The organism is Aeromonas media, assembly GCF_000819985.1.
In the GTDB taxonomy this organism is placed as follows: Bacteria; Pseudomonadota; Gammaproteobacteria; order Enterobacterales; family Aeromonadaceae; genus Aeromonas; species Aeromonas media.
This window is the reverse complement of record NZ_CDBZ01000176.1, coordinates 49,702-58,783: the sequence shown is the minus strand read 5'-3', so window position 1 is coordinate 58,783 and position 9,082 is coordinate 49,702. Positions and strand designations below refer to the sequence as shown.

The window sequence follows — 9,082 nt, the reverse complement described above, 5'->3', positions numbered from 1 at the left end:
TCAGGTGCGGAATGTCGGTTTAAACAAACTAGATAACCTTCAGAGTAGTGTCTTATTATTAATCCTTCATGATCTTTATATGCTATTGCTGTATAGCAATTAACTCGCTCACCTTCATTTCCGGAACGTGGTATTTTGTCTGATGAAGCTCTTTTTAGAATATGCTTTAGCAACATTAGGATTATTTTTTCTTTTGCTTTTTTCATTTTTCTTTCCCTTTATTTAAGACGCAGTACTTGTAGACATCTACAGGTTAAGGAAAATTATTAGAATAGAAGATGGCTTGGTGTTTATACTGAAAAAAATGTGACACAGTATTATCATAAATCTAATTGGAATATCAATGGCTATGTCTTGATAGAGCCGTAGGTCTGATTAGCGAAGCGTAATCAGACGTTCGCGAAAAAGGTTGTAGTCATTCTGCTGGTAATCCATCTGCTCAAATGTCCATAACCACGGAGATTGCAGTGTGGTCGATAACGCTTCGCTAATCGACCCTGCCGCCCCTGTTGGATTCAGCGCCCTGTAGCTTGTCTATGGCTTCTGTTGTGATGGCTTGATCCCCCTCATCCCCGACCCTTCTCCCGCGAGGGGAGAAGGGAGCCCAGATCGCAGCGATTTTGGAATGGCGTGACAGCTACGGCAAAGGTTGGCAGCCACTTGTTCCCTCTCCCCTTGGGAGAGGGCTAGGGTGAGGGGAGGTAACATTGCACCGTTATTGACCCCGCGAGGTTGCCGGTGCAATGCGCTTCGCTTATTGCACCCTACGTCCTTTCTCTTTTGCCTGCTCGCGACCGGATAACCGGTGCGGCCGATTACGCTTCGCTAATCGACCCTACTTGCCTCTGTTTTATTTAAGGCTCTGTTACTGGTCGATGGCTTCTGCTGTAGTGGCTTGCTCTCCCCTTTGCCAATTGTTATGGATCAAGGGTGTGGTTGGTGATGTCCCGCAAGTTGCCTCTGCTCGCTAAGCTTGAAAGGAACAGCACAGTGCCAGGAGGCCAAACATGGAAACGGAGAAAGCCATCGGGCTTATCGAGGCCCACGGGGTCTTTCACGGGGATCACTACAGCTTCAACAGCGACGAGTTCGTGCAGTGGTGTCGGGAGGATACCCACCAGACCCTCAGCCTGGAGCAGGCCAATCACGAGCTTGCCCCCTTCTGCATCCGGGTCGGCTACGCAGAGCCGATCAGGTCGTGGCGTTACTATCTCACCTGACGCGGGCAGAGGGGTCGCAACCGCCTCGCCTGCCATCTGCGGGGAGCATTGAAAAAGGAGCCGGCAAGGCTCCTTTATTGTGATGATGCCAGGCGAGATCGCGAACCCCTCAGTTATTGAAATTCCAGGCGATGGGCAACTCGATATCGAACGTCAGCTGATCCCCTTCGAGGCAAAAGGGCAGGTCGATCTGGTGCTGATCATATTTGTCGACGATAAGGCAACCCTCGAAGAAGTTGGACTCGTAGCCGAGCTGGGCCAGCCCCTGGATACCACTCTGGTCAAGTTCGATGCCCAGCACCCGCGGCGGGTGCTCCTGGCTCAGGTGGACACCGGGGTTCCCCTCATCCACCAGCCGCTCCAGCAGGGGGAAGAAGTCCCGCTTGTGGGCCTCTATGGCCAGGGCGATGGCCTGCGCCAGCTCGGCCTGGTTGGCGAAGGGGCCACCGAGTCGGTATTGGGTCTGGATCCTTTCCTGAGTCATGGTCTGCTCCTTGGCCCCTTCGTCGGAGGGCCGTCTATGGGTGATCAAGGTGTATGCGAAATCAGGCGGGGATGCGGCCGTTGCGCACCAGGGCCCGGCGGATGTTCTTGCACATCTTGCCGAAGCGCTGGATCTCGTCGAAGCTGGGCGGGATGCCGCGATCGATCTGGTATTGCCAGTAGGAGAGGTCGGTGTCCACCAGCTCCATCAGCTTCTTGGGGCAGCCGATGCAGGTGTTGTCGGGTCCACATTTGAAGGTATCCGGCTGATAGAGCGGGAATTCTTGCTTCACGGCGTCGATGATCTGCTGCATCGCGGTGATCCTGTCCGGCTTTCTGCCCATGGCTCTTCCCCTGCGGTCGTATAGGGGAGTCATTATATCCCTGACAAAATGTGGGCCAATGACGCTTAGGAGGTAGTCCTGTTGCGCCTACTGCCTGGCAGATGGCACAACGCCCGGCAAGCCGGGCGTTGGAGGACTACGGTGTGGGCGGTAAAAATGCGCCCTAGAAGTCGTGGTTGAGCGGCCAGCCGAGCAATGTGCTCGAGTACGGCGGGAGCCAGGAGTTAGTCATCAGCATTGATAATGGTCATAGGCTTCGCGCGTGTTGATTTTGTTTGGCGATAAACGAGATCACAAACGAAGTGTTTCTATATCTATTTCAATTGGTTGAATCTGAAGGTCCTGTATATGACGCACTCATTTCGGCGCGACTCCCAAGAGGTGATCGTCGACACTCTTCATGGACAGGGCTTCAATGAGAACCTTCTCCAGGATGACAAAAAAACATTTGATGTGAGCCTGTTTCAATACCTGTGGCCGGGTCACCAGATAGACCTCCATATCTGGAAGCTGGAGTTCCGGGAACAATTCGATCAGATCCTTCGCCAGAATACGGGGCAGCACCGCCACGCCCATACCTCGCCTCACCGATTCGAGTTGAACCGCGAACGAGTTCACGCTGATCGGCGTGTGGTCCAGACCTGCGGCCTTTGCCGCACGCATTTGAGGCAACATGTCCAGCGGAGGAAGCAGGCCAATATTGACCGCAGTGGCTGGAGTCAGCCCCGGAAACCGCTTCAGATAAGCTGTATCGGCGAAGACACCGTAAGCGAGCCTGTCTATGAAGCGATAAATAAGCGAAGGTTCGCCCAGATGAGTCGTGCGTACAGCAATGTCTGCGGCACCGCGGACGATCTTGTGAAAATCGGCTGTGACCAGCAATTCCACCGAGCATCGCGGATGCAGAGTGGTGAAGCGACTCGCGGCCTCCAGCACGCAAGACGAGAACCCCTCTCCTGCACTGACCACGATATTGCCAGATAGCTCTGTGTGCGGATCAGATATGCCCGTAACGGTTTGACGTCTCAAGCCTGCTTCTGCAGCCAGGGCAACGTCCACGAGGGATTGGCCTCGTGGGGTCAACCTGCATCCTTCAACTCCCCGCTCGACGAGTGGCTCGCCCAGTGCGCCTTCAAGCTGAGTCAGCCGTCGCGCCACAGTAGAGGCTGCGATCCCCAGCAATTGGCCAGCCTGAAGAAAGCTGCCACGTCGCGAGACTGCCAACAACAGGCGAAGATCGTCCCAATTTTCTTGCAAAGCCATGCTCCATATCTTGCCTGATCTGCAAATTTGCAAAGCCATTATGCAGTAGTCGCTGTTTTTAGATAGCGGCGTCAACGGTATATCTACACTCCCTCGAAAAGAATGGAATGGACTGTATGACAACTGGTTCCAATGGCTATGCGGCACGTGCCGCCAGCGCCTTTAATCGCCGAGACCTGGAGGCGATGCTTGCACTGGTTTCCGAAGACGTTAGCTACTTCGATGGCATAGGGATACAAACAGGTCGTGAGGCCATGCACAAGCGAGAGCTTGCACTACTCGAAGCATTCCCTGATGCCAAAGTGATCTTGAGCCCATTTGTTGTCACTGACGATCGTTTGGCACTGATCGTCTTCCTGACCGGCACCTTCACGGCACCATTAGTGCTGTCGGACCGGGTGATTCCACCTCATGGGCGCCACATTACCTTGTATTACGCCGCACACCTCACCTTCAGAGACGGCTTGGTCATACGTGAAGAAGTTTTCTTCGACCGTGTGGTATTGATGCCGTTAGCCGATCAGAGTGAGGGGTGATGCATGCATAACACATTTGTCACTGGCGCGACCGGCTTGCTGGGCAACAACCTGGTGCGTGAACTGGTCGCTCGTGGTCACGCAGTCAAAGCCCTGGTTCGTTCAAGAGCCAAAGGTGAACAGCAGTTCAAGGATCTGCCGGGTGTGGAACTGGTGGTGGGCGACATGGCTGATGTCGATGCGTTCGCTGCGTCGCTACAGGGCTGTGATACGGTGTTCCACACTGCAGCGTACTTTCGCGACAGCTACAAGGGCGGCCGTCACTGGGAGGAGCTCGACAAGATTAATGTGTCCGGTACACGGAACCTGCTGGGTCAGGCCTATAGCGCTGGTATAAGACGGTTTATCCATACGTCTTCCATTGCCGTGCTCGACGGCGCACCCGGCACGTCAATTGATGAAAACTGTCTGCGGGCCGACGCTGACGCGGATGACTATTACCGCAGCAAGATCCTCGCCGACCGTGTCGTCCTGTCGTTCCTGGAAACCCATCCCGAGATGCATGCCTGCATGGTCCTGCCTGGCTGGATGTGGGGTCCTGCCGACATTGGCCCGACCTCCTCGGGACAGTTGGTCAACGATGTCGTACGCGGCAAATTGCCCGGACTTATCCCAGGTAGCTTCTCCGTTGTCGATGCTCGCGATGTGGCATTGGCGCTGATCGCTGCAGCCAGGTATGGGCGCCGGGGTGAGCGCTATCTCGCGGCGGGCCGGCATATGACAATGCGTGAGCTGATACCTGTTCTTGGGCGCATCGCTGGCGTCAAGACACCCGTTCGACAACTGCCGCTGCCCTTTTTATACGCCTTGGCGGCGGTGCAGGAGGTCTACGCGCGTATTACTGGCAAGCCCATTCTGCTGAGCATGGCTACGTTGCGCCTGTTGATACGAGAAAAGGACCGGACCTGTTTCAATCACGGCAAGAGTGAGCGAGAGCTTGATCTGCGTTTCCGGGCGTTGGAGCAAACCATCACCGACACAGTGGTGTGGTACCGTGATCACGGTTGGTTTGGAACACATCAGGACAAGGGCGTAAACGGACAGTGAGACAGTGAGACAGTGAGCAGAAAAATAATCCTGATGCGTCACGGCCAGCCCAAGCTGGCCGCAACCGACAAAATGTCAGCGCTCGAGATGAAAGATTGGATCGAGCAGTACGACAGCTCCGACATTACCAAGCACCCCGTCCCGGAAGCCAGCAAGCGACTCGCCGCCACCGCCAAGGTGATAGTCTCGAGCAACCTGCCTCGTGCGCTGACCTCAGTCCAGGCTCTCGGCCTGAAGCCCGCCCTCGTCGACGGGCTATTTCGTGAAGCGCCACTGCCTTATGGCCACTGGAGACTGCCACGGCTATCGCCGTTTGTCTGGGCGTTTATCCTGCGAATCTTATGGTTGTGGGGTTACTCACACGGAGTCGAATCTGTCGGCACTGCGAAGAGGCGCGCCAGCACGGCAGCTCAACGACTTCAATGCCTTGCCAGCGAAGGACCGGTGCTGCTGCTCGGTCATGGCTTTATGAATCGAATGATCGCCAGACAACTGGAGGCAGATGGATGGGCTCGCCAAACAGGTAACGGCAGCCAATATTGGGGTGCGATTGTGTATCAAAATGACAGTATTTAAGAGGTGAACGCTTCTGTTATACAGGGATCGGCGATCCCCTTCGAAACTGACTGGGCCGATACGGGTATGGTTGCAATGACCTGCGAGCGTTCCGAGAGGAGCGCTCGACGCCTCACAATTGGGTTGGTTGTACGTTAGTGCTTATATAGGGGCGTGTTCTATTGGCAGTGCTTGTTCGGTGGCGCCTACTGCCAGGCAGATAGCACAACGCCCGGCAAGCCGGGCGTTGTGGGACAATGGTGTGGGCGCTGAAAATGCGCCCTAGAAGTCGTGGTAGAGGGGCCAGCCGAGCAGAGGGTGACGGAGCCCGGCGCGCATCTCGATGTTGTCGAGCTTCTCCGGCGAGGCGTTGTCCCTTTGCTGCTGCTGATACTGGCGCACAAACCCCAGGGTGTGCAGCAGGTTGGGCACGAAGCCCGGGCTCAGCTCCTGGCGCAGGGCGGCGGCCATGTCGGCGGGCAGTTCGGCGAGCATCAGGACAAGCTGGGCGGCGAGATAGTCGGTATCGTACCAGGCCTCATCGAGTTCAATCTCCCGCGCCAGTTTGCGCTTGAGATCCTGCTTCACCTTCAAGGGCGCGGCGCCGCTGCCTTTGCCGCAGAGGATGCGGTAGAGCAGGGCCTCGGCCAGCTTGTCCTCCATGGTGGGGTGATCGCTCTCGCTGGCGAAGAAGTGCTGATCGATGAGCCCCATCAGGCGGCTCTTGTTGTGCTCGGCCAGCGCCTTCTCGTACTCCTGCCACCCTTGCCACTCCTCGATGTCGGGGGGGCTCGAGATCTTGTCCAGCAGGCGGGCATCCACGTCGCCATAGAGGCTGTTGCCAGCCTGCCTGGGGCTGACGGAGATCAGCATGGACCAGCCCTTCTGGAACGGTTTGATGGGCCCCTCCGGCGCCTGCAGCAGGGCCAGCGCCCGGGCATTGTCGCGCCCGGAGAGCTCCTGCAACCCCAGGCTCACCACGCCGATGACGTCGTGGGCGGCCTGCTCCAGCAGGTGCATCTTGTACTTGTTGTAGTACTTGTCGGCGAACTTCAGGCTCATCAGCACCGCCTTGCCCTTGATGGCGGCAAGCTGCTGGTCGCTCAGGCGTTCGTTGTCGCGGCCAAAACGCAGTACCTGGGTGAGGAAGGGGCCTTCGTTGGCCTCGCGGATGACTAGCTGCATAGGGCTCTCCTCAATCCAGGAAGCTGAACATGTCGTCCACTTCGTCGTACTCGTCGCTGACCTGGTTCTTCTCCTTGGCCTGCATCACCAGCTCGTTGGCGAACTTGTTGATGATGCCGTCCCAGGTGGCGTTCTCGCTGCGCAGCAGCGACTTGATCGCTTTCTCCACCTCGGGAGCCTGCTCGCGAATGAGCATCAAGAGGCTTCTCGGGTCATCCAGCGGGTAGTCGTGGGCATCTTCGCTCTGCTGGCGCTCGCTGTAGGCGAGGGACTCCTCGAGATCTTCCTCTTCGGCGTGCAGGGCGTCGCGATAGCCCTCTTCATCCTCGTAGCGATCGCCGCGATAGAACTCGATGAAGGGGATGGCGAGGTAGAAGAGCCCGGCGGGATCGTCGGCGATGCACTCCAGGATCTCGGTCTGCTTGGCCTCGCTGTCCTGGGTGCGGATCAGGTAGTTGAGGAAGTCGAAGGTGTGCTGCTGCAGCTCTTCGGCATTGTTCTTGATGGCCTCTTCCCAGTAGAGCGGCTGCTGGCAGACGATGTCGCGGATCCGCTCCGGGGTCATCAGCTCGGAGATGATGGACGGGAAGGAGATGTCGTGCTGGCCGTTGATCTGGGTCAGGGTGACGATATCAATGTTTTCAATCACTTCGGCCAACTGCTCGTCGGACATGGTCTTGGCGATCAGCTCGAACTTCTCGCTCGCCTGTTTCGGTTCGACCACGGCCAGCTCTTTGATCTCGATGGCGGTAATTTCTATCAGACTATTGCTCATGCCTTGCCCCAATTAGAAACGTACTTCGTCGTACATGTCCTGATCGTCTTCCTCACCCTCGCCGCCATGATAGTCGGCGTCGGCATCTTCCCCGTCTTCCTCTTCTTCGTCCCGCAACTCGTAGTCGTCATCGGCACGGCGGCCACCGCGGGGCAGGGGATTGTCCAGCAGATAGAGCACGGCGCAGGCTTCGATCAACTGTTCTTCGCTCTGGGCCCGCACCGCCTTGACCAGCGGCAGATCGGCGTTGTTGAACGCCACCGATACCTTGAACGCGTCCCATGAGGGTTGTACGCCGTCGGCGAGCCACCTGGCCCACTCCGGTTTCGCCTTGGGCGGGAACTGTACCCGGCCATAGAGGGCGAGCGGCAGGTATTCGGGCATGAACTCCAGCATGCTGATATCGGCCAGCAGCAGGGCCTTCATCTTGCCGGTGAACTGCTCGAGCGCCTTGGGCTGATCCTGATCCCGGTAGGATTCGATGTTCTCGCCCGCGTCACTCATCAGCGCTTTGATGCGCGCCTGGTCCCATTTTTTTTGCATAGCGCCCTCAGGGGTAGAATTGGTCCCACATCTCCTGCATGGCAGCAGCGGGATCGGTCACGATGACGTTGTTGAAATCCTTGATGAAAGCGGCTCTCGCCTTGGGATCGGAAAGCACTTCGTAGGCCTTCTTCACCTGATGCAGCTTGATGGCTGCCTGCTCTTTCTCTTCTTCGCTCGCCCCGTGCAACTTGTCGGGGTGGTACTGGTTCGAGAGCCGTCGATAGGCTTTCTTGATGTCGTTTTCGCTGGCGTTGGACTTGACGCCCAGCACCCGAAAGTAGTTGTTCATGGCAGATCCTGCATCACTGGCATCATCAGAGTCACAATGCTGGCGCCTGATGGGGCTTGGGGGAACCAGGCACGGTAAAAACCCGTCATTTTAACGGAAACTACCGGCCACCGCCATGAATAGGACACGAGATGACGGCAGCCCGGGACGGGCACGGATCCCGCTCGTCACAGAGCGGCTTGTCAGCCCTGCAGACATGGAGGGCCCGGCATGGGGACTACACTGACAGAGGGTATCCGTGACGGGCGACAGTGTACTCATGCTGGAACCACATCGTCGGGCGTGCATGTGACAAGGATCCTGCCCTGGGGATAGGCATCAGGACCCGGCAAGGCCGGGGCCATCACAAGGAATAGACATCATGTTCAAACGTTATCTTCTGCCTCTGGTACTGCTGGGCGGTGTCGCCATCGCCGCCGATGAGAGTCTCGATGAGCCGCTGGTGATGCTCAAGGGGGATATCACCAAGGCCCAGTTCATGGAAAGAGCCGAGCAGCGCTTCGCCCGGCAAGACAGCAACGGTGATGGCACCCTGTCGGTTGCCGAGAAAGAGGCCGCCATGGCCAAGATGCAAGAGGCGATGAAGCAATCGGGCAAGGCCATGCCGGGCAAGATGGGCAACATGAGGCCGATGCAGGATACGACCAAGGCGCAGTTCATGGAACGCCATGAGACCCTCTTCACCCGTCTGGACAAGAACGGTGACGGCGTGATCGACGAGGCCGAACGGGCAAACGTCAAGGCCCGGCTCGGCCAGGGGATGATGTCCCCGGCGCAATAGGTCTGAGCCTGAAGTGAAGGGAACCACCTTCAAGATGAAAAAAGAGCCCGGTAGTCAT

The 9,082-nt window shown here is 57.2% G+C and carries 13 protein-coding genes; 5 read left to right on the top strand and 8 right to left on the bottom strand.

Going from position 1 to position 9,082, the window contains the following annotated elements; genetic code table 11:
• On the bottom strand, positions 1-206 hold a 206-nt coding region (locus BN1127_RS22865), incomplete at its 3' end, for a hypothetical protein (RefSeq protein ID WP_231557499.1).
• Positions 207-1,007: 801 nt separating this feature from the next.
• On the opposite strand from BN1127_RS22865, the gene BN1127_RS15195 reads away from it, so the two are divergent.
• A complete protein-coding gene (locus BN1127_RS15195; protein ID WP_042650000.1) occupies positions 1,008-1,220 on the top strand; it encodes a hypothetical protein in 213 nt (70 codons plus the stop codon).
• A 109-nt stretch (positions 1,221-1,329) separates the two neighbouring features.
• On the opposite strand, the gene BN1127_RS15190 is transcribed toward BN1127_RS15195, so the two are convergent.
• The 3 genes from BN1127_RS15190 to BN1127_RS15180 form a co-directional block, all read right to left on the bottom strand.
• The gene (locus tag BN1127_RS15190) at positions 1,330-1,704 is read right to left on the bottom strand and encodes a hypothetical protein (protein ID WP_042649999.1); all 375 of its coding nucleotides are present in this window, start codon (positions 1,702-1,704) and stop codon (positions 1,330-1,332) included.
• A 61-nt stretch (positions 1,705-1,765) separates the two neighbouring features.
• A complete protein-coding gene (locus BN1127_RS15185) occupies positions 1,766-2,017 on the bottom strand; it encodes a hypothetical protein (RefSeq protein ID WP_005330471.1) in 252 nt (83 codons plus the stop codon).
• Positions 2,018-2,404: 387 nt separating this feature from the next.
• Positions 2,405-3,310, bottom strand: coding sequence for a LysR family transcriptional regulator (locus BN1127_RS15180; protein WP_042649998.1), 906 nt, complete (start codon positions 3,308-3,310; stop codon positions 2,405-2,407).
• 116 nt (positions 3,311-3,426) lie between these two features.
• On the opposite strand from BN1127_RS15180, the gene BN1127_RS22210 reads away from it, so the two are divergent.
• From BN1127_RS22210 to BN1127_RS15165, 3 genes are read left to right on the top strand one after another with little or no spacing between them, the layout of a single operon-like run.
• Complete coding sequence (locus tag BN1127_RS22210; RefSeq protein WP_042649997.1) at positions 3,427-3,846, top strand: ester cyclase; 420 nt, start codon at positions 3,427-3,429, stop codon at positions 3,844-3,846.
• Between the two features lie 3 nt (positions 3,847-3,849).
• Positions 3,850-4,893: an SDR family oxidoreductase gene (locus tag BN1127_RS15170; RefSeq protein ID WP_042649996.1), complete on the top strand. Its 1,044-nt coding sequence runs from the start codon at positions 3,850-3,852 to the stop codon at positions 4,891-4,893.
• Positions 4,894-4,905: 12 nt separating this feature from the next.
• Positions 4,906-5,469, top strand: coding sequence for a histidine phosphatase family protein (locus BN1127_RS15165; RefSeq protein ID WP_042649995.1), 564 nt, complete (start codon positions 4,906-4,908; stop codon positions 5,467-5,469).
• A gap of 261 nt (positions 5,470-5,730) precedes the next feature.
• Here the strand turns inward: BN1127_RS15165 and atcC are convergent, their stop codons facing one another.
• The 4 genes from atcC to atcJ are packed head-to-tail and all read right to left on the bottom strand — an operon-like array spanning position 5,731 to position 8,243.
• Complete coding sequence (gene atcC, locus BN1127_RS15160) at positions 5,731-6,633, bottom strand: cold adaptation protein AtcC (protein WP_042649994.1); 903 nt, start codon at positions 6,631-6,633, stop codon at positions 5,731-5,733.
• A 10-nt stretch (positions 6,634-6,643) separates the two neighbouring features.
• Complete coding sequence (gene atcB / locus BN1127_RS15155; protein WP_042650001.1) at positions 6,644-7,408, bottom strand: cold adaptation protein AtcB; 765 nt, start codon at positions 7,406-7,408, stop codon at positions 6,644-6,646.
• A 12-nt stretch (positions 7,409-7,420) separates the two neighbouring features.
• Entirely contained in the window at positions 7,421-7,951 is a 531-nt protein-coding gene (gene atcA / locus BN1127_RS15150; RefSeq protein WP_042649993.1) for a cold adaptation protein AtcA, read from the bottom strand.
• 7 nt (positions 7,952-7,958) lie between these two features.
• Complete coding sequence (gene atcJ, locus BN1127_RS15145) at positions 7,959-8,243, bottom strand: cold adaptation protein ActJcold adaptation protein ActJ (RefSeq protein ID WP_025325592.1); 285 nt, start codon at positions 8,241-8,243, stop codon at positions 7,959-7,961.
• 361 nt (positions 8,244-8,604) lie between these two features.
• Between atcJ and BN1127_RS15140 the strand changes: the two genes are divergently transcribed.
• Complete coding sequence (locus BN1127_RS15140; RefSeq protein WP_042649992.1) at positions 8,605-9,024, top strand: EF-hand domain-containing protein; 420 nt, start codon at positions 8,605-8,607, stop codon at positions 9,022-9,024.
• Positions 9,025-9,082: the final 58 nt, after the last annotated feature.

What these genes read in the sequence shown, in the direction of transcription:
- BN1127_RS15195 (WP_042650000.1), top strand. Translation starts at nt 1,008, where the DNA reads ATGGAAACGGAGAAAGCCATCGGGCTTATCGAGGCCCACGGGGTCTTT.
- BN1127_RS15190 (WP_042649999.1), bottom strand. Translation starts at nt 1,704, where the DNA reads ATGACTCAGGAAAGGATCCAGACCCAATACCGACTCGGTGGCCCCTTC.
- BN1127_RS15185 (WP_005330471.1), bottom strand. Translation starts at nt 2,017, where the DNA reads ATGCAGCAGATCATCGACGCCGTGAAGCAAGAATTCCCGCTCTATCAG.
- BN1127_RS15180 (WP_042649998.1), bottom strand. Translation starts at nt 3,310, where the DNA reads ATGGCTTTGCAAGAAAATTGGGACGATCTTCGCCTGTTGTTGGCAGTC.
- BN1127_RS22210 (WP_042649997.1), top strand. Translation starts at nt 3,427, where the DNA reads ATGACAACTGGTTCCAATGGCTATGCGGCACGTGCCGCCAGCGCCTTT.
- BN1127_RS15170 (WP_042649996.1), top strand. Translation starts at nt 3,850, where the DNA reads ATGCATAACACATTTGTCACTGGCGCGACCGGCTTGCTGGGCAACAAC.
- atcC (WP_042649994.1), bottom strand. Translation starts at nt 6,633, where the DNA reads ATGCAGCTAGTCATCCGCGAGGCCAACGAAGGCCCCTTCCTCACCCAG.
- atcB (WP_042650001.1), bottom strand. Translation starts at nt 7,408, where the DNA reads ATGAGCAATAGTCTGATAGAAATTACCGCCATCGAGATCAAAGAGCTG.
- atcA (WP_042649993.1), bottom strand. Translation starts at nt 7,951, where the DNA reads ATGCAAAAAAAATGGGACCAGGCGCGCATCAAAGCGCTGATGAGTGAC.
- atcJ (WP_025325592.1), bottom strand. Translation starts at nt 8,243, where the DNA reads ATGAACAACTACTTTCGGGTGCTGGGCGTCAAGTCCAACGCCAGCGAA.
- BN1127_RS15140 (WP_042649992.1), top strand. Translation starts at nt 8,605, where the DNA reads ATGTTCAAACGTTATCTTCTGCCTCTGGTACTGCTGGGCGGTGTCGCC.